20 protein-coding genes and 2 pseudogenes are annotated in these 23,797 nt (G+C 71.9%); 14 read left to right on the plus strand and 8 right to left on the minus strand.

Annotated elements, in window-relative coordinates:
• The first annotated feature begins 599 nt into the window (after window positions 1-599).
• The 4 genes from ACTWQE_RS03165 (at window position 600) to ACTWQE_RS03180 (ending at window position 4,782) form a co-directional block, all read left to right on the plus strand.
• Window positions 600-1,529 (plus strand): ROK family protein, encoded by a 930-nt coding sequence (locus ACTWQE_RS03165; RefSeq protein ID WP_443327235.1) that lies wholly within the window; start codon window positions 600-602, stop codon window positions 1,527-1,529.
• Window positions 1,529-2,680, plus strand: a complete 1,152-nt coding sequence (gene nagA, locus ACTWQE_RS03170) for an N-acetylglucosamine-6-phosphate deacetylase (RefSeq protein WP_443327236.1) — start codon at window positions 1,529-1,531, stop codon at window positions 2,678-2,680. The genes ACTWQE_RS03165 and nagA overlap by 1 nt, the downstream gene beginning before the upstream one ends.
• 133 nt (window positions 2,681-2,813) lie before the next feature.
• Window positions 2,814-3,752 (plus strand): 1-phosphofructokinase family hexose kinase, encoded by a 939-nt coding sequence (locus ACTWQE_RS03175; RefSeq protein ID WP_443327237.1) that lies wholly within the window; start codon window positions 2,814-2,816, stop codon window positions 3,750-3,752.
• 130 nt (window positions 3,753-3,882) lie between these two features.
• Window positions 3,883-4,782, plus strand: a complete 900-nt coding sequence (locus ACTWQE_RS03180; RefSeq protein ID WP_443327238.1) for a class II fructose-bisphosphate aldolase — start codon at window positions 3,883-3,885, stop codon at window positions 4,780-4,782.
• A gap of 158 nt (window positions 4,783-4,940) precedes the next feature.
• On the opposite strand, the gene ACTWQE_RS03185 is transcribed toward ACTWQE_RS03180, so the two are convergent.
• On the minus strand, window positions 4,941-5,921 hold the full coding sequence (locus tag ACTWQE_RS03185) for a carbohydrate-binding protein (RefSeq protein ID WP_443327239.1): 981 nt from the start codon (window positions 5,919-5,921) through the stop codon (window positions 4,941-4,943).
• 571 nt (window positions 5,922-6,492) lie between these two features.
• The gene (gene cdgB / locus ACTWQE_RS03190; protein ID WP_443327240.1) at window positions 6,493-8,178 is read right to left on the minus strand and encodes a diguanylate cyclase CdgB; all 1,686 of its coding nucleotides are present in this window, start codon (window positions 8,176-8,178) and stop codon (window positions 6,493-6,495) included.
• A 357-nt stretch (window positions 8,179-8,535) separates the two neighbouring features.
• Here cdgB and ACTWQE_RS03195 point away from each other — a divergent pair, with 357 nt between their 5' ends.
• Window positions 8,536-9,036, plus strand: coding sequence for a flavin reductase family protein (locus ACTWQE_RS03195; RefSeq protein ID WP_443327241.1), 501 nt, complete (start codon window positions 8,536-8,538; stop codon window positions 9,034-9,036).
• 317 nt (window positions 9,037-9,353) lie between these two features.
• Here ACTWQE_RS03195 and arfB read toward each other — a convergent pair whose 3' ends face one another.
• Window positions 9,354-9,779: an alternative ribosome rescue aminoacyl-tRNA hydrolase ArfB gene (gene arfB, locus ACTWQE_RS03200; protein ID WP_443327242.1), complete on the minus strand. Its 426-nt coding sequence runs from the start codon at window positions 9,777-9,779 to the stop codon at window positions 9,354-9,356.
• Window positions 9,780-9,969: 190 nt separating this feature from the next.
• Here arfB and ACTWQE_RS03205 point away from each other — a divergent pair, with 190 nt between their 5' ends.
• The 6 genes and pseudogenes from ACTWQE_RS03205 (at window position 9,970) to ACTWQE_RS03230 (ending at window position 14,034) form a co-directional block, all read left to right on the plus strand.
• Window positions 9,970-10,545, plus strand: coding sequence for a TerD family protein (locus ACTWQE_RS03205; RefSeq protein WP_443327243.1), 576 nt, complete (start codon window positions 9,970-9,972; stop codon window positions 10,543-10,545).
• 200 nt (window positions 10,546-10,745) lie between these two features.
• On the plus strand, window positions 10,746-11,291 hold the full coding sequence (locus ACTWQE_RS03210; protein WP_443327244.1) for a GNAT family N-acetyltransferase: 546 nt from the start codon (window positions 10,746-10,748) through the stop codon (window positions 11,289-11,291).
• Window positions 11,292-11,360: 69 nt separating this feature from the next.
• Window positions 11,361-11,612 (plus strand): annotated as a pseudogene (locus tag ACTWQE_RS03215) (M4 family metallopeptidase); the annotation flags it as partial.
• Window positions 11,613-11,718: 106 nt separating this feature from the next.
• Entirely contained in the window at window positions 11,719-12,804 is a 1,086-nt protein-coding gene (locus tag ACTWQE_RS03220; protein WP_443327245.1) for an S-(hydroxymethyl)mycothiol dehydrogenase, read from the plus strand.
• Window positions 12,804-13,445, plus strand: coding sequence for an MBL fold metallo-hydrolase (locus ACTWQE_RS03225; protein ID WP_443327246.1), 642 nt, complete (start codon window positions 12,804-12,806; stop codon window positions 13,443-13,445). The genes ACTWQE_RS03220 and ACTWQE_RS03225 overlap by 1 nt, the downstream gene beginning before the upstream one ends.
• Window positions 13,446-13,536: 91 nt before the next feature.
• On the plus strand, window positions 13,537-14,034 hold the full coding sequence (locus tag ACTWQE_RS03230; RefSeq protein WP_443327247.1) for a hypothetical protein: 498 nt from the start codon (window positions 13,537-13,539) through the stop codon (window positions 14,032-14,034).
• 156 nt (window positions 14,035-14,190) lie between these two features.
• Here ACTWQE_RS03230 and ACTWQE_RS03235 read toward each other — a convergent pair.
• Window positions 14,191-14,897 (minus strand): annotated as a pseudogene (locus tag ACTWQE_RS03235) (pentapeptide repeat-containing protein).
• A 143-nt stretch (window positions 14,898-15,040) separates the two neighbouring features.
• On the opposite strand from ACTWQE_RS03235, the gene ACTWQE_RS03240 reads away from it, so the two are divergent.
• Entirely contained in the window at window positions 15,041-16,045 is a 1,005-nt protein-coding gene (locus ACTWQE_RS03240) for a zinc-binding dehydrogenase (protein WP_443327248.1), read from the plus strand.
• Between the two features lie 268 nt (window positions 16,046-16,313).
• Complete coding sequence (locus ACTWQE_RS03245; protein ID WP_443327249.1) at window positions 16,314-17,135, plus strand: SDR family NAD(P)-dependent oxidoreductase; 822 nt, start codon at window positions 16,314-16,316, stop codon at window positions 17,133-17,135.
• 297 nt (window positions 17,136-17,432) lie between these two features.
• On the opposite strand, the gene ACTWQE_RS03250 is transcribed toward ACTWQE_RS03245, so the two are convergent.
• On the minus strand, window positions 17,433-17,909 hold the full coding sequence (locus tag ACTWQE_RS03250; RefSeq protein ID WP_443327250.1) for a GNAT family N-acetyltransferase: 477 nt from the start codon (window positions 17,907-17,909) through the stop codon (window positions 17,433-17,435).
• 88 nt (window positions 17,910-17,997) lie between these two features.
• Here ACTWQE_RS03250 and ACTWQE_RS03255 point away from each other — a divergent pair, with 88 nt between their 5' ends.
• Window positions 17,998-18,933, plus strand: a complete 936-nt coding sequence (locus tag ACTWQE_RS03255) for an NAD-dependent epimerase/dehydratase family protein (protein ID WP_443327251.1) — start codon at window positions 17,998-18,000, stop codon at window positions 18,931-18,933.
• 230 nt (window positions 18,934-19,163) lie between these two features.
• On the opposite strand, the gene ACTWQE_RS03260 is transcribed toward ACTWQE_RS03255, so the two are convergent.
• The 3 genes from ACTWQE_RS03260 to ACTWQE_RS03270 form a co-directional block, all read right to left on the minus strand.
• Window positions 19,164-21,317, minus strand: a complete 2,154-nt coding sequence (locus ACTWQE_RS03260; RefSeq protein ID WP_443327252.1) for an alpha-galactosidase — start codon at window positions 21,315-21,317, stop codon at window positions 19,164-19,166.
• Between the two features lie 319 nt (window positions 21,318-21,636).
• Entirely contained in the window at window positions 21,637-22,224 is a 588-nt protein-coding gene (locus ACTWQE_RS03265; RefSeq protein WP_443327253.1) for an HhH-GPD-type base excision DNA repair protein, read from the minus strand.
• 653 nt (window positions 22,225-22,877) lie between these two features.
• The gene (locus tag ACTWQE_RS03270; RefSeq protein ID WP_443327254.1) at window positions 22,878-23,690 is read right to left on the minus strand and encodes an alpha/beta fold hydrolase; all 813 of its coding nucleotides are present in this window, start codon (window positions 23,688-23,690) and stop codon (window positions 22,878-22,880) included.
• Window positions 23,691-23,797: the final 107 nt, after the last annotated feature.

Here is a 23,797-nt window from a genome sequence, read left to right on the forward strand (position 1 = left end):
ACGGGTGCCACACCGTCGACCGCCCGCCAGATCAGCGTCAGTCGGCCGCAGAAAGAGGCCGGAGTGACCCCCACAGGACGGAAACGGAAACGAACCTGTGCCGGAGGGACACCCCCGGGGCGGCCACAGAAAGGGGCCAAGTCGCCGGGGCACCACCCAGGGTAGGCACGGGAGGGGTCGGGGTCGGAGGGGCGGGGTTCTGGAAACTTGGGGTCCCCCATGCCGAAGGCCAGGGAAGTATGTGTGGGCCGCCAGGGCCCGTGGATAGACGTTCCGGGACCCCAGCCCCGGAGGGCCCGGCCCCGGCACCCACCACGTACCCGCACCGCACCCCGCACCCCGCACCCGCAACGCGCCCGCGCCCGCGCCCGCCAATCCACGCACCACAAAGCACCCCACCCCCACGCGCGGTATCGGCCCCGGCGACGAGGGGCGGAACGGGCCCCGCCCGCAAGGCGAGGAGCGGGCCCAGCCTCGCAAAGAGCGCGGAGCGGCCCCGCCGGCGAGGCGAGGAGCCCCGGCGGCGAGGCGAGGAGCCCCGGCGGCGAGGCGAGCAATGGACTAGACCTCTCACCCCGTCCCGCGCGACACTGTCCTCCGTGAGACACGTCATCGCCCTCGATGTGGGCGGCACCGCCATGAAAGCCGCGCTCGTGACGGCGGACGGCGCCCTCCTGCACGAGGCCCGCCGGCCGACCGGCCGCGACCGCGGTCCCGACGCCGTCGTGGCGTCGATCCTCGACTTCGCCGCCGACCTGCGCGACCTCGGCCTGCACCGCTTCGGCGACCCCGCCTCCGCCGCCGGAGTAGCCGTTCCCGGCGTCGTCGACGAGCCCGGCGGTATCGCCGTCTACGCCGCCAACCTCGGCTGGCGGGACGTACGCCTGCGCGCCCTCCTCACCCAGCGGCTCGCCGCGCCCGTGGCGCTCGGCCACGACGTGCGGACGGGTGGTCTCGCCGAAGGCCGCCTCGGCGCCGGGCGGGGTGCCGACCGGTTCCTCTTCATGGCGCTCGGCACCGGAATAGCCGGGGCGATCGGTATCGACGGCCGGATCGAGCCGGGCGCACACGGCTGTGCGGGCGAGATCGGCCATATCGTCGTACGCCCCGACGGTCCCGGGTGCGGCTGCGGCCGACGGGGCTGTCTGGAGACCGTCGCCTCCGCCGCCGCGGTCTCCCGCGCCTGGGCGGCCGCTGGTGGCGGCCCCGGCGCGGACGCCGCCGACTGTGTGAAGGCCGTCCGGTCGGGTGACCCCCGGGCGGCTGCCGTGTGGCAGGAGGCGATCGGCGCACTCGCCGACGGCCTCGTCACGGGTCTCACCCTGCTGGACCCCGACACACTGATCATCGGTGGCGGACTCGCGGAAGCCGGGGAAACGTTGTTCTCGCCGCTGCGCGCAGCGGTCACGGCCCGGATCACGTTCCAGACAGTTCCGCACATCGTTCCGGCGGCCCTCGGGGACACCGCCGGATGCCTGGGCGCAGGTCTGCTCGCCTGGGATCTTCTCTCCGCGGAGGTAACCGCCTGATGGTGGCTCGTAAGGTTCTCACCGGCGCCCGCGTGGTGCTGCCGACCGGTGTCGTCGAGGGCGGCCGGGTCACCGTCGACGGCCGGACGATCGCCACGGACGAGAGCGGGTCGGCGCCCGCCACCGTCGTACTCCCCGGCGACCACTGGATCGTCCCCGGCTTCGTCGACATCCATGTGCACGGCGGCGGCGGCGCGACCTTCTCCGCCGGGACGGCCGAGCGGGCCCTCGAGGTCATCGGAACCCACCGGCGCCACGGCACCACCACCCTGCTCGCCTCCACCGTCACCGGAGACCTCGACGACCTGGCCCACCAGGCGTCCGCGCTCTCCGAACTCGTCGAGCAGGGCGATCTGGCGGGCCTCCACTTCGAGGGGCCGTTCCTCGCCCGCAACCGCTGCGGCGCGCACGAACCGTCCCTGCTGCGCGACCCGGACCCGTCGGACGTACGGAAGCTCGTCGACGCGGCGCGCGGTACGGCGCGGATGATGACCCTCGCGCCGGAGCTGCCCGGCGGTCTGGACTCCGTACGGCTGCTCGCCGACCACGGCGTCATCGCGGCCGTCGGCCACACCGACGGGTCCTACGACGTGACGCGACAGGCCATCGAGGCAGGCGCGACGGTGGCGACACATCTCTTCAACGCGATGCCGCCGCTCGCGCACCGCGCCCCCGGCCCCGTCGCCGCTCTTCTGGAGGACGAGCGGATCACGATCGAACTGATCAACGACGGGGTGCATCTGCATCCGGCCGTCCTGGAGCTCGCCTTCCACCGGGCGGGCGCCGGGCGCGTCGCCCTCATCACCGACGCGATGGGCGCAGCCGGGAAGGGCGACGGCCGCTACCCGCTCGGCGGACTGGACGTCGAGGTCAAGGATGGCGTCGCCCGGCTGGTCGAGGGCGGTTCGATCGCGGGCTCCACGCTGACGCTCGACTCCGCGTTCCGTCGGGCCGTGACGCTCGACAGGGTCCCCGTCGAGCAGGTGGTGGAGGCGATCTCGGCGACCCCGGCGCGGCTGCTGGGCGCATACGACCGGATCGGCTCGCTGGAGCCGGGCAAGGACGCGGACCTGGTGGTGCTGGACAGGGACTTCGCACCGGTCGGAGTGATGCGCAAGGGAGAATGGGTGCTTTCACCCGAACTGGTTTGAGTGTTCCCGGGGTTGGGCATCGGCGGTTGGTCCGGAGGTCTGGGCCGACCGCCGCTGTTTTGGCATGATCGCTCGCGCACTTGTACCCCTGCGCCGGCCCTCGGCAGCACGCACGCCCCACGGGAGGGGACCGTTGATCCTCACGGTCACGCTGAACGCCGCTCTCGACATCACCTACCGCGTGCCGCGGCTGCGGACCTCCGCCACGCATCGCGTGGCGGAGGTTTCGGAACGCGCGGGCGGCAAGGGGCTCAATGTGGCGCGTGTGCTCGGGGCCCTCGGGCACCGGGCGGTGGTCACGGGCTTCGTCGGCGGGCCGACCGGGGCGTCCCTGCGGGAGCTGCTGGCGCGGGACCGCACGCCGGGCGGCGTCATCGACGCCCTGACGCCGATCGCGGGCGCGAGCCGCCGGACCGTCGGGGTCGTGGACGCCTCGTCCGGAGAGACGACCCAGCTCAACGAGGCGGGCCCGACCATCGGCCGGGCCGAGTGGAACGCGTTCCTCGGTACGTACGCGGAGCTGCTCGGCGAGGCCGAAGCCGTAGCGCTGTGCGGCAGTCTGCCGCCGGGGCTCCCGGTCGGTACGTACGCACAGCTCGTCCGGGAGGCGCAGGCCGCGGGCGTACCGGTGCTGCTGGACACCGCGGGCGAGCCGCTGCGCCGGGGCATCGCCGCCCGCCCCGACCTGGTCAAGCCGAACGCCGACGAACTGGCCGGGCTCACCGGCTCCACCGAGCCCGTCCGTGCCGCGCACGACGCCCGTCGGCGCGGCGCCCGTGCGGTCGCGGCCTCGCTCGGGCCAGCCGGGATGTTCGCGGTGACCGCGGACGGCAGCTGGCACGCGGCCCCGCCGAGCCGTATCAGCGGCAATCCGACGGGGGCGGGGGACTCGGCCGTCGCGGGGCTGCTCTCGGGCCTCGCCGAGGGCCTGCCGTGGCCCGGACGGCTGGCGCGAGCCGTGGCGCTGTCCGCGGCAACCGTACTGGCCCCGGTGGCGGGCGAGTTCGACCGCGCGGCGTACGAGGACCTGCTGCCGCGCGTCGAGGTGGCCGACGGGTCGGCGGCGGCGTGACGGCTGGGACCCCCCTCATGCCCCGCCGGCGTGCATCCGGCCGGCTCCTCTCCCGTCGGCCGGGCCGAGCACGGCAGGAGGCTCGCGGTATGCAGCGATCGGGCTGAAGCGGCCCGGGATTGGGGGCGTCATGCCACTCGTCGGCACGGGCGAGCTCGTCGTACGGGCGCGGGCGGCGGGCCATGCCGTCGCGGCGTTCAATGTGATCACGCTGGAGCATGCCGAGGCGATTGCGGCAGGCGCGGAGACCGCGGGGGCTCCCGCGGTGCTCCAAGTGTCCGAGAACGCCGTGAAGTTCCACGGGGGACGGCTCACCGCGATCGCGGCGGCCATGGCCGCGGTCGCCCGCACGTCGACCGCTTCCCTGGCACTCCATCTCGACCACGTCGAGTCCGTGGAGCTGTTGCACGCCGCGCACCCGGAAGGGTTCAGCTCGGTGATGTTCGACGCCTCGAAGCTGAGTTACGGCGCCAACGTCAAGGCGACGGCCGAGGCGGTGCGGTGGGGCCACCAGCGCGGCCTCTGGGTGGAGGGCGAGCTGGGCGAGGTCGGCGGCAAGAAGGGCGAGGCGCCCCTGGACGCCCACGCGCCGGGCGCCCGGACCGACCCGGCGGAGGCGGCCGCCTACGTCGGCCGTACGGGCGTGGACGCGCTGGCCGTGGCGGTCGGCAGCGCGCACGCCATGACGGAGCGGACGGCCGTCCTGGACCATCGGCTGATCGGACGCCTCCGGGACGCGGTATCCGTCCCGCTGGTGCTGCACGGCTCGTCGGGCGTTCCGGACGAGGAGCTTCGCAAGGCCGTCGTCGCCGGGATGGTGAAGATCAATGTGGGGACCGCTCTGAACAGGGCCTGCACCGGGGCGGTACGGGCCTTTCTGGAGGAGCAGCCGTCGGTGGTCGACCCGCGCAGATATCTGCTTCCCGCACGGGAGGCCATGGCCGGGACCGTGGCGGACTTCATCGCCGTACTGACCGGCTCCGGCCCGCGTGACGACCCGGGCGGAATACCGCCCGCTCCGCGGAACTGAACACGCTGCGACGCGCAGGACATCGGCTGCGCGGAGGACGACTCATCCCGTCGGGATCCGCCGCCCTCGGCGGCGGGCCCCGCGTGGGTTCGGGAGAACGCGCGTTTCGGAGAACGGGAGCGTCCTCCGAGGACGGAAGCGCAGAGCGACCGCGCGCCCTAGTCCTTCACCTGACCGGCCTTCAACTGCACGTAGTCCAGGTTGAAGTTGCACGTGTCGGTCGGACCGCAGGAGAACTCGATGGTGTTGGTGCCCTTGTTGAGCTGAAGCCAGTCGTAGCGCATCGTCCAGCCCTTCTCCCACTCGCCTGGCTTCGCGCCGGCGTAGTTGTCCAGCTTGAGGGGCTCGGAGCGGGGGCTACTGTTCACCGTCAGCGTGGCCTTGGTGTCGGCGCCCGGGACCCCGTAGCCGGTGAACAGCGTGTACTGGCCCTTCTTCGGGACGTCCACGGAGTACGTGGCCGTTGCGCCCGCCTGGTCCATATGGACGTACGCGCCGGTCTTGGAGCGCGCGTTCGGCACGTCGCGGGCGACACCGGCCGTGCCTCCCAGGCGCAGGGAGGCTCCGTCCAGCCTGTCCGAGGAGAACTTCTTCTCCCCCTCACCCTTGCCCTCGTCCGCGGGCTCGTCCGGCTGTCCCTTGCCCTCGTCGACGCTGTCGGCGGGACCGGAGTTCCCGGCCTGGTCCTTCTTCGTGTCGTCCCCGCCATTGGTGAGCATCGCCACGCCGATGCCTATGAGCACCACGGCGACGACGGATATCGCACCGATCAGCAGGCCCTTGCTGTTGGGGCCGCGTCCGCCGCCGTGCCCGGCGGGCGACGGCGGGGCGGGCCGGCGCGGCGCACCGCCGGGGAGGGTCTCCGGGGCGGCGTAGTGGGCGTTGGGCTGCCGGCCGTACGACTGCTGCGGGGCCTGCTGGGACTGCTGGCCGTACTGGCGCTCGCCGACCCGGGTGACCTTGTTGTACGAGGTGCGGGGGACGCCTGGCTGTGCGGCGGGGCCGGGGTAGCCGTAGCCGCCGGTGCGGGGAGCCGTGTCCGTGCCGCTCGCCCCGCCGTCGCCGCCCTCCGAGCGGTACAGATAGCCGAACGGATCGTCGTTCTCAGGCGTGCTCGCACCGTTGTTGCCGGCCGTCATCCCCTGTCACTCCCCAACTGGTTCTCGTACCACCGGCGCCCTTGATCCGTAGCGCCCTGACAGCTCCTATCAAGGCCGGGGCGGCCCCGACAGACTCTGCGCTGTCCGGATGGCCAATGTTCACGATCGATTCACTGCCGGTGTCACAGCGGAGACACCGCCGACCGGCCGAGCCTACCCGCTCCCCGCGGTGACTGTTCCCCGCTTGGCGCAGGATACGGGCGCCGCTGCTGCCGCTGAGCTCGGCGTCGCCTTACCCCATGGGGGATCGGCCATGCCAGGGCTGACGAGGGGTGAGACGCGTCTCACTCACCACGGGCCGCTGCCTCACCGCCCTGCCGCCGAGGGCCGGTGCGGTGTGCTGTGCGGCCCGTCACACCGGGCCACCGCCTCACGGTGGCCGCCCCACCCCCGCCTCCGACAGCCGCACAGGGGCGGGCCGAGCGTGGTCGACGGGCGCCGGTCCAGGATTCCGTGGGGCCTCCGGGACGGGGAACGCCATCGCCGGGCCCGGCCGGACACGGCGCCGTGGCGGCCCCGACACCTTCCGGGCCGCGCCGCCCGGCCGGGGTCAGCCCGCTCGGCGGTGCTGCTTGGAGCGGGACCGCTTCTCCACGTACATCCGCTGGTCCGCCGAGGCCAGGACCTCTTCCGCGGACATCCCGCAGCCCGCCCAGGAGATACCGAAGCTGGCGCCCACTCGTACCGCACGGCCGTCCACCCGGATCGGCGGGATGATCGCGTTGCGCAGCCGTACCGCCAGGTCCTGGGCGTCCGCGCGGCCGAGGCCGTCGGCCAGGACCACGAACTCGTCGCCACCGAGCCGGGCGACCGTATCGCCGTCCCGGACGCCGTTGGTCAGGCGCCGGGCCACCTCGATCAGCACGGCGTCGCCGGTGTGGTGCCCGAAGCGGTCGTTGATCGACTTGAAGCCGTCGAGGTCGCAGAAGAGGACGGCGAGACCCTTGGCGCCGTCGTCCGTGTCGCCCTCGGGCGCGACGGTGTGGACATGATGGTCGTAGGCGATCCCGCCCGGCGGGCCGCCGAAGGGCGCGTCGAAACCGTCCGACCGGAAGCCGTGCTCGTCGGTCTCCACCTCCGCGACGTCATCGCCGTACGCGGCCCCGATGTACACCCCGCCCGTGTCCAGCGTGGCGCTGCTCGGCCCGTCCGGGGACGGCGGACGGTTGCAGAGCCGGGCGCTGAGGCGGGCGCGCAGCTCGGCGCTGTTGGGCAGGCCGGTGAGGGAGTCATGACTGGCGCGGTGCGCGAGCTGGAGTTCGTGGCGCTTGCGCTCCTCGATGTCCTCGACGTGGGTGAGCAGGAAGCGCGGCCCGTCGGCGGCGTCGGCGACAACGGAGTTGCGCAGGGAGACCCAGACGTACGTGCCGTCGCGGCGGGCCAGCCGGAGTTCGGCGCGGCCGCCCTCGGCGGACGTACGCAGCAGGGTGCCGATGTCCTCCGGGTGGACGAGGTCGGAGAAGGAGTAGCGGCGCATGGCGGAGGCCTGGCGGCCGAGGAGGCGGCACAGGGCGTCGTTCGCGCGCAGCAGCCGGCCGTGCTGGTCGCCGCCCATCTCGGCGATGGCCATCCCGCTGGGGGCGTACTCGAAGGCCTGGCGGAAGCTTTCCTCACTGGCGCGCAGGGCCTGCTGTTCGCGTTCGAGACGGACGAGGGCGCGCTGCATGTTGGCGCGCAGCCGGGCGTTGCTGATCGCGATGGCGGCCTGGAACGCGTACATCTGGAGGGCCTCGCGCCCCCAGGGTCCCGGCTTGCGGCCGTTGCGCGGCTTGTCGACGGAGATGACGCCGAGCAGTTCCTCGCCGGAGGAGTACATGGGCGCGAGCAGCCGGTCCATGGGGTGCCACTCGTCGGCGAACCGCGGCTGGGGGCCGTCGCTGTGCCACTGCGGTATGTCGTCGTCGTCCAGGATCCAGCCTTCGGTGTGCGGGATGAAGCGCAGCTCGCCCCATCGCTCGCCCATGGTGAGCCAGCGCTCCCAGGCGGCCCGGGAGCCGACGCGGCCGGCCATGAGGGCCTCGGCGCCGGAGTTGCCCGCGACGGCGGCGACGACGAGGTCACCGTCGGGGCGGACCAGATTCACGGCGGACAGCCCGTACCCGAGGCCGTTGATGGTGCCGTCGGCGACTGTCTGCAGGGTGTCCGCCAGGCTGCGGGCGGTGTTGAGGTCCGCGACGACATGGTGGAGCTGTCGCAAGGTCGCAAGACGGACATAAGGCTCCGACTCGGTTTCCACCGCTCACACCCCCCCGATACCTGACAGCAACTCCAGGGTCCTAGTCGTCCGATTACCACGGTCACTGAATCACAGCGAGCTGCTCAGTCGGTACACAGGGTCAACAATTCCTGCCTGCTGTGACTCAAGTCACAGCAGGGAATGAAGGGTTGAGCGAGCGGAATGGGAGCGCTCCTCACACTTATTGAACGCAAATGTGAGAACGGGAAGACCGTCCGGGAGCCTCTCGGCCAGGAGACCTAGGTCTTCGGTGGGCCCAGGGGCCGATGCAGCCGCGACGGAGCGCCGGATAGCGTTCCTGGCGTGTTGCCACAGACCTCTTCCCCGCACGCAGAGACCATCCCCCATGCTGATGGGGTGAGCGACGACGAGTTCCGCGCCGCCATGTCCCGGCTCGCCGCGGGCGTGGTGTTGGTGACCGCGTACGACCCGGAGTCCGGCCCGAGCGGCGAGGACGTCGGCATGACGGCGACCGCGTTCCTGTCGGTGTCGCTCGACCCGCCGCTGGTGATGGTGAGCGTTCGCAACGACTCCCGGATGGACGACCTCCTGGAGCGGCACCCGCTGTGGGCGGTGTCCGTGCTGTCCGAGAGCCAGCGGCACATCGCCGGGCGGTTCGCCATGAAGGGCAGGATCAGCGACCGGCTCCTCTTCGACGACATCCCGTACGAGCGCGGGGAGGTGGCCGGTGCGCCTCTGGTCCGCGGTGCGCTGGCGGTTCTGGAGTGCCGTACGGAGCAGCGGGTGACGGCGGGGGACCACAGACTCGTGATCGGGCGGGTGCTGACGGCCCGTACGCCGAGTGCGGAGGGCGGGCCTCTCCTCTACTTCCGAGGACGCTACCGGCGGCTCGACTGACGCGCTTGCCGTAACGCCCTGCCAGTCCCGGCACGAGGCCCCGGGAGCCGGGGCCGGAGCGGTAGGACGCGTCCGCCACCCGAGGCGGTGAGAGCCGTCTGTCTCGTGGAGCGGTGGCACGTCCGCCTCCTGGCGGCGGTGGCCCGTCCCCCACCCGGGGTGCGACGGAGCCGGTGGCCGGGCCCCCCGTGCGGTGCGACGGAGCCGGGCCCGGTCAGGGCGGTTGCCACAGCGGCCCCGAGGGCGCGCCGACAGCAGGCACGGCCCCTGCCGCGGCGCCGGTGGCAGACACGCTCGTGCCGCGGCGCAGACGGCCGCTACCAGTCGCGCCCCGAGCGACCGCGCTTGGTCTCGCCGCGCTGCTTCTTCTCGCGCAGCCGCCGCTCGTTGATGCGCCGCGGCACACGCGTCGTACGGCGGGGGCGCGGCGGGGGCGCCGTCGCCTCGGCGAGCAGAGCGGCCAGGCGGACGGCCGCCGCCTCACGGTTGCGCCACTGCGAGCGGTGCTCCGAGGCCCGTACGGACACGACGCCGTCGGTCAGACGGCCCGCGAGCCGCTCCAGCGCTCGCTCCCTCCAGACCGGAGGAAGTGCTTCCGTCTTCCCGAGGTCGAAGCGGAGTTCGACCTGACTGTCGCTGGTGTTGACGTGCTGGCCGCCAGGGCCCGACGAGCGGGAGAAACGCCACAGGAGCTCGGCCTCCGGCAGGGAGACCGAACCACGGATGACGTAGGGACCGGACATATGTCCCATGATCCCGGCTCGATGCGATTCCGTCACCCCGTTTTCCACGGCGACGACAAGGGTTGAGTAAAGAAAGTAAAGCGGTATGGAACCCTGTGGTGGGCTCGTGGCGTTGTGGAGGGTGACGGTAGCTTCGTCACCGCACGGAGCCCGGCACACTGACGATGAAGACGATGAAAGGGACATCCCCATGGCTGTAAGCCTGTCCAAGGGCGGCAACGTCTCGCTCACCAAGGAGGCCCCCGGCCTCACCGCCGTCACGGTCGGCCTCGGCTGGGACGTCCGCACCACCACCGGCACGGACTTCGACCTCGACGCGAGCGCGATCGCCGTCAACGGGGCGGGAAAGGTCGTCTCCGACGGCCACTTCGTCTTCTTCAACAACAAGTCCACCCCGGACCAGTCCATCGTCCACACCGGTGACAACCGCACCGGCGAGGGCGGGGGCGACGACGAGGCCATCAACGTCAACCTGGCCGGCCTCCCGGCCGACGTCGACAAGATCGTGTTCCCGGTCTCGATCTACGACGCCGAGAGCCGCAGCCAGAACTTCGGCCAGGTGCGCAACGCCTACATCCGCATCGTCAACCAGGCCGGTGGCTCCGAGATCGCGCGCTACGACCTCAGCGAGGACGCGGCCACCGAGACCGCCATGGTCTTCGGCGAGCTGTACCGGAACGGCGCCGAGTGGAAGTTCCGTGCGGTCGGCCAGGGCTACGCGTCCGGCCTGACCGGTATCGCCCAGGACTTCGGCGTCAACGTCTGACGCCCTGCGACAGCGCCGCCCATCAGCTGTCCGGACTCCCCATCAGTTCTCGAGCTTCGATCTGAGTTCCTGGTTCCTGGGCTTCGATCTGAGTTTCTGGTTCCTGGGCTTTGATCCGAGTTTCTGGGAGTCCACCCGCTGACCTGCCGTCGGCCCCCGGTTCCCCGCCGACCGGGGGCCGTCGCGTTAGCGTGCGGCCCATGATCCTCGAACCGCTCACGATCCCCGACGACGTGACGCACGGGCCGCTGGGACCGCACGGGCTGCCGGTGCCGCTGCTCGACGAGCTGACCGCGCTCTACCGCTCCGACCCTGTCTTCCAGCGGATCAGTGGCGACTTCCCCGACCCCGAGGACATCCGCCCCGAGCAGGTGGCCGCGAGCCTCGCCGAGGAGCTGGCGCACCCCTCCTCCGAGGTACTGCTCGCGCGGGAGGGCCACCGCCTCCTCGGCGTCGCCATCACACTCGCCGAGCACCCCGACCCCGACGATCCCGACCCCTGGATCGGTCTGCTGATGGTGCACGGCCAGGAGCAGCGCACGGGATACGGCCGCGAGCTGGCCCGGCTCGTGGAGGAACGGCTCAGGGCGGGGGGCGCGGAGGGCGTACGGCTGGCGGTCCTGGAGAGCAACCCCAGGGCCCTGGCGTTCTGGACGGCACTCGGCTACGAGATCATCGACCGTCGTGAGGACCGGCGACTGCACCGCCCGTGTGTGGTCCTGCGCCGGGACCTCCGCGCGAGCTGAGTATCCGTCAGCCCGGCTGGTAGCGGAAGCCCGTTCCACCCGTCGCCACCGGCCGCCTTGCCCGTCCGAGGCAGCGGCGCGAAGACGATCAACGGTGTGAGCTACAACAGCCCGGCTTGCAACGGCTCCACGGTGACGGGGATCGGCCGGGCCAAGGCGGGAAGACCTGGTACAAGGCCCTCACCGCGTACTTCCCCTCCACCACCAACGACAAGGCCGCGCGCACCGCGACCCTGAAGGCGGCGGGTGACCTGTACGGGACGACGAGCGCCGAGTACAAGGCGGTTCGGCGCCGCCTGGACCGGAATCGACGTCACGTAGCCCTCGGAACGCGCACGGCGCGTCACAGGGCATGACGCGGGCCGTACCGTCTCCCCACGGTGCGGCCCGTTCCGGTTCCGCCACCACCGGATTTACGCTGCACACCATGACTCAACACGTGCGCGGTGTGGTTGCTCCCGGCAAGGGCGAGCCGGTGAGGGTCGAAACGATCCTGGTCCCGGACCCCGGACCGGGCGAGGCGGTGGTGAAGGTGCAGGCCTGCGGGGTCTGCCACACCGACCTGCACTACCGGGAGGGCGGGATCAACGACGAGTTCCCGTTCCTGCTCGGGCACGAGGCGGCGGGCGTGGTGGAGTCGGTCGGCCAGGGCGTCACGGACGTGGCGCCCGGAGATTTCGTGATCCTCAACTGGCGTGCGGTGTGCGGCGAGTGCCGTGCCTGCCGGCGCGGCCGCCCCTGGTACTGCTTCTCCACCCATAACGCCTCCCGGCCGATGACGCTCGGCGACGGCACCGCCCTCTCCCCCGCACTGGGCATCGGCGCCTTCGCCGAGAAGACGCTGGTCGCCGCCGGGCAGTGCACGAAGGTCGACCCGTCGGCGAGCCCGGCCGCCGCGGGTCTGCTCGGCTGCGGGGTGATGGCGGGCCTGGGCGCGGCGATCAACACCGGCAACGTGGGGCGCGGTGACTCCGTCGCGGTGATCGGCTGCGGCGGCGTCGGCAACGCGGCGGTCGCCGGAGCCCGGCTGGCCGGAGCATCGAAGATCATCGCGGTGGACCTGGACGACCGGAAGCTGGAGCTCGCGCGCTCCCTGGGCGCCACGCACACCGTCAACGGCCGGACGGCGGACGTGGTGAAGGGCATCCAGGAGCTGACCGGAGGGTTCGGCGCGGACGTCGTGATCGAGGCGGTCGGCCGCCCGGAGACGTACCAACAGGCGTTCTACGCCCGTGATCTGGCCGGTACGGTCGTCCTCGTCGGAGTTCCCACGCCCGAGATGCGGCTGGAACTGCCGCTGCTCGATGTCTTCGGCCGCGGTGGCGCGCTGAAATCCTCCTGGTACGGCGACTGCCTGCCCTCTCGTGACTTCCCGGTGCTCATCGACCTCTACCTCCAGGGGCGGCTGAATCTCGAAGCGTTCGTCAGCGAGACGATCGGGCTGGACGACATCGAGGAGGCCTTCGGGAAGATGCAGCGCGGCGAAGTGCTGCGCTCGGTGGTGGTGTTCTGATGGCGGCGCCCTCGGCGGTACGCGTCGACCACCTCGTCACCTCCGGCACGTTCTCCCTGGACGGCGGGGTCTGGGAGGTCGACAACAACGTCTGGCTCGTCGGCGACGACTCCGAGGTGTATGTGATCGACGCCGCCCACGACGCGGACGCCGTCCTGACGGCCGTCGGGGACCGCAGGCTGCTGGGCATCGTCTGCACCCACGGTCACGACGACCACATCGACGCCGCCCCGGAGGTCGCGGAACGGGCCGGGGCACCGGTCCTGCTCCACCCCGAGGACGAGGTGCTCTGGCGGATGCGGCACCCGGACCTCCGGCCGGACGCCCCACTGGCCGACGGCCAGGTCCTGACCGTCGGCACCGCGGAGCTGCACGTCCTGCACACCCCGGGCCACAGCCCCGGCGCCGTCTGTCTGTACGCCCCGGACCTGGGCACCGTCTTCTCCGGCGACACCCTTTTCCAGGGCGGCCCCGGGGCCACCGGCCGCTCGTACTCCTCCTTCCCGACGATCATCGAGTCGATCCGGGAACGGCTGCTCACCCTGGAGCCGGACACCCTCGTACGCACCGGGCACGGCGACTCCACCACCATCGGGGCGGAGGCGCCCCACCTGGAGGAATGGATCGCGCGCGGTCACTGAACCCGGCCCCGGCGGAGCGGAGGGGACGGGCCCGCATCCGCCGGGCCATTCCACGGGCCACCGGGCCGCCGGGGCGTGACACCATCGAACCGTGATCGACCTCGGCTATTCGCTCTCCCGCCGCTTCCCCGACCCGCCGCAGACGGACTACCGCACGGCGGACGTCCACGCCCTGCGGCACGACCTCTTCTGCGGCGATGTCTACCTCGCCGACACCAAGGCCGACCGGGAGCTGTCCACAGCCTGGGGATGGGTGCCGGTGCTCGACTTCGCCTGGGCCCTGTGCGACATCGTCGAGCAGCTCGACCAAGACCCCCGCGGCAGCCGCTCCCACCGTCCCCAGTACGCCGAGCTCGACTTCACCGAATCCACGGACCGGATGGTGTTCGAGCGCCGGTTCGGCTGGGTGGACATCACGGCCGACTGGATGCCGGCGGACGAGCCACCGCTCACCTTCAGCCACTCCGCGCTGCGCCGCGAGGCCCGCGACTTTCTGCATGATCTGATCGCCGACCTCACCGACATGCACGACGGGCTCGCCGACAACCCCGTCATCTGGGACCTCCAGGCACGCTTCCGCAGGACCTGACTCCAGCCTCGCAGCCTCCAGGCCGGCAGTACGTGGCTCCAGCCCGGCAGTACGTGGCTCCAGCTCCGCAGCCCCCAGCCCCGCAGGACGTGGCTCCAGCTCCGCAGGGTGTGACCTCGGCCGCTGCTGGACCTGATTTCCCCCACAGGACCGTATTCAGCCCGACGGCCCCGCCTCGACCCGTACCCCTATCCACGCCGCGAACGCCGGGGCCAGATCGAGCAGTTGGGACGGGCTGATCACAGCCCCCGCCAGCCGCTCCACCCCCCGCGCGATATCCAGCTCCGCGACCGCCCGCAGATCCACCTCGCTCATCTCCGCGCCGTGGAAGTCCGCCGCCCGGAGCGTGCAGTCCCGGAACTCCACCCGCTGCAGCCGTGCCCCGCCGAAATCGGCCTCGAGGAGCACACACCCCTCGAACACGACGTCCGTGAGCGAGGAGTTCCGCAGTTCAGATAGTCGATCTTCCCTCCCCGCACCAGCACCCGCTCCAGCACGGACCCGTGCAGCTGCACCCCGCCGAGCCGCGGCTCGGTCAGCTCCACATCCCTCAGCGCCGCCCCGGCAAGGTCCGTACCGACCCCTCGCACCTCCTCCAGCACACAGTCGATGAACCGCGCGCCGCACAGCCGCGTCTCGTCCAGCCCGCAGCGGTACACCCCGCAGTCCATGAACCGCGCGCCGCCGCCCTCCTGCCCGGACAGATCGAGGTCCGCGAACTCCAGCCCGTCGTAGTCCCCCTCCGGCTCCAGGCCCTGCCCCTCGAACGCACCCAGCCGCGGCAGCCGCACCTCGGCCCGCCGCACCGCTCCCCCGGCCTTCCTGCCCCGCGCCACGCTCATCACCGCCTCTCGACCACCCATCGTGGACCACCCCACTGACACCGTCCCCGACCACGCCACGGCGCCCCTCGTGACAAACACCGCCGGACGCCACTTGACCTCAACCAAGCTCGAGGTCGGAAGGTGATGAGCGACGCCCCGCACCGCTCTGACGAGGAGACACCATGCACGCGATCCGGCTGCACGCCTTCGGCCCCGCCGCGAATCTGACGTACGAGAAAGTCGATGACCCCGAGCCGGGGCCGGGGCAGGTCCGGATCGCCGTCACCGCGTCGGGCGTCCACCTCCTGGACACCGCGCTGCGCGAAGGCATACAGGGCGGCCCCGTCCCGGCGCCCGAGCTGCCCACCATCCCCGGTCGCGAGGTCGCCGGGACGGTCGACGCGCTCGGCGACGGCGTGGACGGTGTATGGCTGGGTCGCCGGGTCGTGGCCCACCTCGGACTGGTCCCGGGCGGCTACGCCGAACTCGCCGTCGTGGGCACGGAGAAGCTGCACGCCCTGCCCGACGGACTCGGGGAGGCAGAGGCCGTCGCCATGATCGGCACAGGCCGCACCACCATGGGCATTCTGCGTCTCGCCGGGCTGACCTCCGACGACATCGTGATCATCACGGCCGCGGCAGGCGGTGTCGGCTCCCTCCTCGTCCAGTACGGCAGGAACACCGGGGCCACCGTCATCGGCCTCGCGGGCGGCCGGGCCAAGGTCGCACGGGTCCGCGAGCTGGGCGCGGACCTCGCCGTCGACTACACCACCGGCGACTGGCCCGACCAGATCCGCGACTTCCTGGGCACACGCCGGGGGACCGTCGTCCTCGACGGGGTCGGCGGCGACCCCGGCCGGGCAGCCGTCGACCTCCTCGGCCGCGGCGGACGCCACCTCGTCCACGGATGGTCGGCGGGCGGGCCGCTCGCCGGCGGCCTGCTCGAGTTCTCCGGCGAGGAATTGGCGGAGCGCGGCATCACCACCCGGACCGTGCTCGGCCCCCCGATGCTCGAGGGCATCGGCGGCGACAACCCGCTGCGCACCCTGGAGGAACGGTCGATGGCCGAGGCCGCGGCCGGCCGACTCGTACCCGTGGTGCAGCGCTTCCCGCTCTCCGAGGCGGCCGCCGCCCACCGGGCCCTGGAGAGCCGCGCCACGATGGGCAAGGTCGTCCTCATCCCCTGAGACCGGGCACGCGCCCCCTCCCCCGGCCCCTGGCGCACGGCCCGGGGCGGCCTCGTTGCCCCGCCCGACGCGTGGCTGAGTGGGCGCCAGGTCCCCAAGGCCCCGGCCGCCGACGAGGAGTGGAGAACTCTCTGGCGTGGGGCATGTACGTCGGTTAGCGTCTCCGGCGAGACGGGTCGGTCCGTCACGTTGAGTGGAGGCGGGGCGGCGTTGGCGGGCATGGCCGGTGCAACGCGGCGATCGCCGTGGACGAAGGAGTTGGTTTTGCATGTCGAGCGCCAGGACTTGGTTCATCACCGGGGCTTCCCGTGGCTTGGGCCGGGCGTTCACCGAGGCCGCACTCTCCGCTGGAGAGCATGTCGTGGCAGCCGCCCGCAATGTTGAGCCGCTCGTCGAGTTAGCCGAGAAGTACCCGGATGATCTCGTACGGCTTGCCCTGGACGTTTCTGACCGCGGAGCCGTGTTCGAGGCGGTGGAACGGGCATCATCGGCTTTCGGCCGACTCGATGTCGTCGTCAATAACGCAGGCGGTCTGTTGTACGGCATGGTGGAGGAGGCAACGGAAGAACAGATCCGAGACCACCTCGACGTCAACTTCTTCGGTGCGGTGTGGGTTGCCCAGGCCGTGATTCCCTGCCTGCGTGCGCAGGGCTCCGGGCGCATCCTTCAGGTCACGTCGATGGGCAGCGGCGGCGGCATGGCCTCCGTCGGGTTCTACGGGGCGGGCAAGGCGGCACTCGACTCGGTCAGTGAAGCGCTGGCGATGGAGGTCGAGCAGTTCGGGATCAAGGTCACCATCGTGCAGATGGGCGGGTACGCTACGGGGCTGTTCACGGCGGGGACCACAACGACTGCACCCGACCCGGCCTACGAAGGACTGCGTTCCCAGCTGGCGGAAATGTGGGGCGAGGACGCCGGCCCGGATCCGAGCACCGTGGCACCCGTCATCATGGAATTGGCCGGACTGCCGGACCCGCCCCGGCGCCTGATTGCCGGTAGCCGGTCGTTCGATCTCGTCCAGGAGATGGACCAGGCCCGTGTCGAGGAGTACCGGACCTGGGAACCCCTCAGCCGCATGGCACTGGGCTGACCTCACAGGAGCGTGGAGTCCGGCCTCGCTGCGCATGCCGGGGCCGGCTTTCTGCGGGACAACCTGCGTTGCCCCGTGGAGGGATGGGAACGTCCGGACGTTCCCGGGGTCGGGCCGCCGTGCTCGGTTTGATGCCTGGGGCCGAGGCTGCGCGGACAGCATGCGGAGCAGGAGATCCGCTGTGCCGGCTGCCGGCGCCGGTGGCGGTTCTCGGCAGTCGACTGATGCAGAGGACCGACCAGCACTTCCACGTCCGGGCCTCCAGCCGACCCCCTGTCGGCCGTCTTCCGGCCCCGGTCAGTCCGCCCCCGCGCCCAGCACCGCCAGCGCGTCATCCGTCAGGCGGAAGCCGGTCCACTCGTCCATCGGGACCGCGCCGAGCGCCTTGTAGAAGTCGATGGACGGGGTGTTCCAGTCCAGGACCGACCAGTCCAGACGGCCGTAGCCGCGCTCCACACAGATCCGCGCCAGCTCGGCGAGGAGCGCCTTGCCGTGGCCCCGGCCGCGGGCCTCGGGGCGGACGTAGAGGTCCTCCAGATAGATACCGTGCACCCCGCGCCAAGTCGAGAAGTTGAGGAACCACAGCGCGAAGCCCTCGGCCCGGCCGTCCGTCTCCGCGATATGGGCGAACGCCGCCGGACGGTCCCCGAAGAGGGCGCGGCGGATGTGCTCCTCGGTGGCCTCCACCTCGTGCTCCGCCTTCTCGTACACGGCGAGCTCGCGGATCATGGCGACGATGGCCGGTACGTCCTCAGGTGCAGCGGGTCGGATCATCCGCCCAGGTTACGGCGGTGCGGCAGGTGGGCGCACCGGCCCATGTCACACCAGGGCCCAGCACCGCCGTCGTACAAGCATGGGCGCCATGAACCAGACGCGGACCCCTCGCACGGTCCTGCTGGCGGGCGCGAGCGGCGTCCTCGGGCGGCACATCGCCAGGGCCCTCACCACCGCCGGACACCGGGTCGTCCCACTCGGCCGCGGCCCGGAGAACGCGGTGCGCGCCGACCTCCTCGACCGTGCGGGCCTGCTGCGTGCCGTGGACGGCCTGGCCGTCGACACCGTCGTCCACGCGGCGACCGCCCTGCGCAAGCCGCCGATGCGCCACGGGGACATGGCGGCCACCGACGCCCTGCGCATCCAGGGCACCGCGAACCTCCTGGACGCCGCCCGGGCGACCGGCGCCCGCCGCTTCGTCGCCGAGTCGATGATCTTCGGCTACGGCTACGGGGACCACGGCGACCGGGTGCTGCACGAGGACACCGACGTGTTCGGCCCCAAGGGCTCCACCCGCTCCCTCGAGCAGCACATCGGGGCGATGCGGACCAAGGAGGCGATGGCCTTCTCCGCCGTCGGTATGGACGGCATCGCGCTGCGCTTCGGGCTCCTCTACGGCGAGGGTGGCACGGACGCCCTGCTGCCGATGCTGCGCAGACGCTCGCTGCCGCTGCCGGAGGACCACGGCCGGGTGCTGCCCTGGGTGGAGCTGCCCGACGCGGGGTGGGCGGTCGTCGCCGCGGTGGAGCGGGGACGGTCCGGTCAGGCGTACAACATCGCGGACGACGAACCGATCGGCTTCGGCGGCCATGTACGGGCCGTCGCCGAGGCGTTCGGACTGCCCCGGCCGATGACGGTGCCGCTGGGACTGCTGCGGCCGATGTCGTACGCGTACGCGGCCATGTCCACCTCCATGCGGGTCTCCAACGCCAAGGCCAGGGACGAACTCGGCTGGGCCCCGACACACCGCGGGAGCGTGGCGGGGCTGCGCAGCCTCGCCGCGGCGACCCGTCGGGCGGCCTGATCCCGGCAACACGCAGTCGGCAGCCCGCAGTCGGCAGCCCCGACCGCCCCCGGGTCACCGGCCCCGGGGCCCGAGCCAGGAACCTCCCGGGTCCCTGACCCGAGGGCCGTGCCAGGAACCTCCCGGGTCCCGGTTCCGGGCCCCGCGCCAGAAACACCCAGGTCCCTGACCCACGGGCCGGACGCCGGGAACCCAGGTCGGCCCCGAGCGCGGCCCGGCCCCGGCGGGGCTCAGAGCCGACGTGCCTCGATGAGGACCAGGCTCTCCGGGTGCAGAGCCGGGGCCTGGACTCCCACGGCCGACAGCACCCGCCCCGGCAGCTCCACCCCGGAGTCCCACCAGGGGAGCCGCGAGCCGGTGAACGCCTGGGGACGGTCACCGGGGGCGAGGGGAGTGAGACGGTACGTGGACGTGCCGTCCAGCCCCGGAAGGCGGACCCGGCCCGGCGGGGCCTGCACGCCGGTCGCCATCCGGACGAGTGCGTAGACCCCGCGCGAGCGGTCAGGCGCCACCACACCGTGCACCCACAGAGCCGGGTCGGGGTGGTCGCCGCGGACGACCGTCCCGCCGTGCAGCAGCGGCCGCAGCTCCTTGTACGCCGCGATCCACGCGGCGAGCCCGGCGCGCTCCCGCGGCCCCGCCCCGGTGAGGTCCCATTCGATGCCGAAGTGGCCGAACAGAGCGGTGCCCGCGCGGAAGTCGAGCGTGTGGGAGCGCCCCGTCGTCTGCGAGACGGGCGCGCCGACGTGCGCCCCCATCAGCTCGGGCGGCAGCAGCATCCCCGTCCAGCGCTGGATCTGCTGGCGCTCCAGCGCGTCGATGCAGTCGCTCGTCCACACCCGGTCCGTACGCTCCAGGATCCCGAGGTCGATACGGGCGCCGCCCGAGGAGCAGGACTCGATCTCCAATCCCGGGTGGCGGGCGCGCAGTTCGTCGATGAGGCGGTAGACGGCCACCGTCTGGGCATGGACCCCGGCGACGCCTGCCGGGCCGGTTCCGGCTTCCACCAGATCCCGGTTGTGGTCCCATTTGAGGTAGCCGACGGCGTACTCGGCGACCAGGGCGTCCAGCCGTTCCAGCAGGTAGGCGTACGCCTCCGGCCGCCCGAGGTCCAGCACCTGCTGATGACGGGCGAGCGGCGGGGTGCGGCCGCCGGTGGACAGGATCCACTCGGGGTGGGCGCGGGCCAGATCGGAGTCGGGGTTGACCATCTCCGGCTCGACCCAGAGACCGAACTCCATTCCGAGCCCCCGGACATGGGCGGCCAGCGGATGCAGGCCGTCCGGCCAGACGTCCTTGTCCACATACCAGTCGCCGAGTCCCGCACGGTCGTCGCGACGGCCGCCGAACCAGCCGTCGTCCAGCACGAACCGCTCCGCGCCCACGTCGGCGGCCGCGTCGGCCAGAGCCTTCAGCTTGTCCAGGTCCTGCTGGAAGTAGACGGCCTCCCAGGTGTTGAGGGTCACCGGGCGCGGCGTACGCGGATGGTGCGGGCGGTCGCGCAGAAAGCCGTGGAAACGCCCCGCCAGTTCGTCCAGCCCGCGCCCGTACGAGCCGTAGGTCCAGGGGGTTTCGTACGTGTCGCCGGGAGCGAGCCGGACCTCCCCCGGGAGCAGTGCCTCGCCGCCGCCGAGGAGAGAGACACCGGCCGGCGTGCGCTCGGCGAACGACCGGTGGTTGCCGCTCCATCCGACGTGCAGGCCCCACACCTCACCCGTACGGAACCCGAAACCGCCTTCGCCCGCAGCCTGGACGAGGGTGGCGTCGGCGCCGGTGCGGCCGCGCCGGTTCTCGCGCAGATGCGTGCCGAGGGTGAACTCATGCCGCTGGGGGATGCGTTCGCGCAGATGACGGCCGGTGAGATCGAGCAGTTCGGTGGCGTGGGACGGTACGGGCAGGGTGAGCAGCAGCCCGTCCAGCGTGTACGGGTCGTCGCCGTCGTTGGTGAGGGCCGCCCGCAGCCGTACGAGCCCGGACCGGGTGAGCTCGATCTCCAGCCCGAGCGCCAGCCCGGCGTGTTCGTCGGCGGCCTCAACGGTGACCCGGTGCCGTACGGGGCCTTCGCCGGCCCCGGCCTCCAGGGCCCGGACGGTGAAGGCGGTGGAGAAGTCCCGGCCGTCCCGGTGCCCGGTCAGTCCGGGGGTGCCCAGCCACCCGGCGGACAGCTCCGGCAGCACCGCCACGGGCACCCGTACGTCGAGGGTGCTCGACATGATCTGCGGCTCGTCGGCCCCGGCGAGGGCGGCGAGGGCCTCGTCGCCGAGCGCGCCGAGGTCCGCGCCCCAGTGGACGATCCGCGGTAACAGCCCGCCTGTGCAGTCGAGGACGAGGCTTGTGCGGGCGGAGCGGAGGTGGAGGTAGCCGTGGGAGTGCCCGACGCCCATATGAGCCCCTTGGTCGGTCGGCGGTCACCGGCCTCGGTGGGGTGGCCGGGTGAGGATCATTTGTATTGCGGAAACGGCTTTCCGTGCCAGGCCCAAGCTGCTCGCGCGCCGCCGACCGGGCCGCCGAAATCCGGGCGCAGCGCATCCGGAGGTACGACACGGTGGCGCCCGGCGTGTCACGGCGACTGCCCGGATGGTCACCGGGGTGTGCGCCGAAGCAGCGCCGCCGGGCCCTTGCGGCACCACCGCCGGGCCCTTGCCCAGGACGACGCGGCACGCACGCGCCGCAGCGAGGCCTCACAACCGCGGAACCTGAGGGCTACTTCTTGGCGGCGGCCTTGGCGGCCCGTTTGGCCTCCTGCTTGTAGGCACGCACCTTGTCCAGCGATTCGGGCCCGGTGATATCGGCCACCGAGCGGTACGAGCCCGCCTCGCCGTAGGCACCCGCCGCCTCGCGCCAGCCCTCGGGCGCCACCCCGAGCTGCTTGCCCAGCAGGGCCAGAAAGATCTGGGACTTCTGCTTGCCGAAGCCGGGCAGTGCGTTCAGCCGCTCGAGGAGCTCCTTGCCGGTACCGGCGTCGCGCCACACCGCCGCCGGATCACCGTCGTAGTGATCGACCAGGTACTGGCAGAGCTGCTGCACCCGCTTCGCCATGGAGCCCGGGTAGCGGTGCACCGCGGGCTTCTCCGACAGCAGCGCGGCGAAGGCCTCCGGATCGTAGGCGGCGATCTCCTGAGCGTCCAGATCGTCACCGCCCAGCCGCTCGGCAATGGTGTACGGGCCGGAGAACGCCCACTCCATGGGGATCTGCTGATCGAGAAGCATGCCGATCAAGGCGGCCAGCGTGCTGCGGCCGAGCAACGCGTCGGCCTCCGGCCGCTGAGCAAGCCGAATTCTCACGTCCATGGTCAGCCGGTCCCTCACTCACGCGTTCCGTCGGTTGCCTCCACGCTAAGCGGTCGCCCTCCGGGCGGCGATTCAAACGGCCGCCCTCCCCATGGCCAATACCGCAACTGCATTTGCGGTGACCTCGCTCTGCGGGCGGCCTCTCCGGGACCCGAGCCTTGGCGAACGACCTGTCCACAGCGTCTCTCGCGCGCCCAATATCTGATCGGCAGTCCGGCAACCAAGCTCGGAATCAAGAGCTGAGCTGCGAAAATCCGCAACCGGTCGCAGTATCAGAGCCAGGACCTATCCGGCGGATCATGGCGGCGGAACATCCGGACAGGCATGCCCCGGCGGACTGCACCAGGTGCCTCTACGGCGCCCAGGGATGGGCCGCGGTGTCGGCCAGCATGGACACCACAACGCCGAGACACAGGACCACGAGTGCCGGGCGCGGCGAGACGCGGCGGGCAACGAAGCCCGCAGAAGCGGAGAGGGCGGCGCCCACAGCGCAGATGGCGGCCCAAGCCCCCACCGGCGTCAGCAGCCCGGCTCCCACCACCTCGGCCCAGAAGGAGAACCACGACGGATAGCACCCTGAGGGCCGCTCCACCAACGGGCGCCCCGCCGTCCCTTGGCCCCCTGGAGGGTGCGCCGGCAGCAGGATCCGCTCCTCATCCGGCCCGCGGCCCGACCTCGTGCCAGAAGGCATCGACGCGGGCGTTCCATTCTTCGGGTATCTCCTGGAAAGGCTGGTGTGCCTCCTCCTCCATCACCGCGAACCGTGCGCCGGGAATTCTGTCCGCGACGGCGCGGCAGAGCACGGGGCGGCTGGTGGAGTCGCGGCCGCCGGCGAGGACCAGCGTCGGGGCGGTGATTTCCGGCAGGCGGTCGGTCGTATCGTGATCCAGCATGGCGTCGAGGAAACGCTGGAAGTTCGCGGTCGTCTGCTGGTGCGGAAAAGCGAGCACCTCCTCGATGAACTGGTCGACGGTGCCGTCGTTGTGCGCCCGGGCCGTGTAGACGTCCAGGAAGAACCCCTCCAGGAACGCGCGCTCGCTCGGGGCAACCTCCACCAGCCAGCGGGCGAACAGCATCCACCGGCGCAGGTAGTGGTCCGGCACCGACCAGGTGCTCTGCAGGACCAGGCTGCGCACCAGCTCAGGGTGGCGGAGCGCCAGCTCCTGGCTGATGATGCTCCCGCCGGAGAAGCCGGCGACGTGGGCGGATGCAATGTCCAGCGCCCGCAACACCGCCGCCGCGTCGTCGGCCATCACCTCGACCGAGACGGGATCCTCAGGCATGGCGGTCCGACCCGCCCCCCGGTTGTCGAAGGCGGTCAGCCGGTAGCGGTCGGCCAGCCCGTCGAGCTGGAACTGCCACGACTCGACGGTGTCACCGAGGCCGCCGATCAGCAGAACGTCTGGCCCTTCGCCGACCTGCTCGGTCCAGATGTCCAGCTCACCGGCGCGCACGTGCTGTCCCATCGATCAGCCCTCCTTGGGTCTGCCATGCCGGTTCTGCAGGTGCTCGGCATGCGTCCGCAGACACGTCGCCCGGTTTGAAGAACCCGACCGTGGAAGTCGAGGCAGAG

Source organism: Streptomyces sp. 8N706 (assembly GCF_052245415.1).
Classification (GTDB): domain Bacteria; phylum Actinomycetota; class Actinomycetes; order Streptomycetales; family Streptomycetaceae; genus Streptomyces.